The following is a 548-nucleotide window of genomic DNA, read 5'->3' on the forward strand; positions in this document are numbered from 1 at the left end:
CAGATACCCCAACATACATCTTTAAACACCAATCATCCATAAAACTCCTCACCTAGATAATTGGGATATGCTCTAAGAAAACTTAAATGGCTCATTTAGTGTTGTAAGCATTAATGAACCCTTGTATATTTATGGACCATTACAGTATATGAACCAACCCAATGAGGAATGCGGTCATGACGACTTATATCTACACGCGCTACTCTCCAAAAAATAAAGCCCACAGTGATCACCTTGCTGCGTTGCGCGAGGCCGCTCCTGATGCGCTGCATTTTGAAGATAAAATTCGTGGCTGCGTTCCCCCTTCAGAAAGAGAAGCGTTTCAAAAACTTAGCAATACGATTCAATCTGGCGACACCATCGTGATGTGGTGGCTGACAGCATTTGGTCGCGATTTTAGTCAGGCTCTCAACGCCATTCGAGCCTTGCTTGAAAAAGGCGTCACACTAAAAACCGTATGTGAACCATTGACGTTTGAACCTGACTCAGAACAGACGAAAACGTTACTCGCTTTGCTATCAGGTTATGGAAAGGTGCAAATTCAGCAT

Annotated in this window: 1 protein-coding gene; it reads left to right on the top strand. The window is 43.2% G+C overall.

Features of this window, described 5'->3' with window-relative positions:
- Positions 1 to 176 precede the first annotated feature (176 nt).
- Positions 177 to 548 (top strand): recombinase family protein (locus tag R7P74_RS28600; RefSeq protein ID WP_318124068.1); only part of this gene is annotated, 372 nt, incomplete at its 3' end.

It is taken from the genome of Vibrio sp. 2033 (assembly GCF_033339735.1).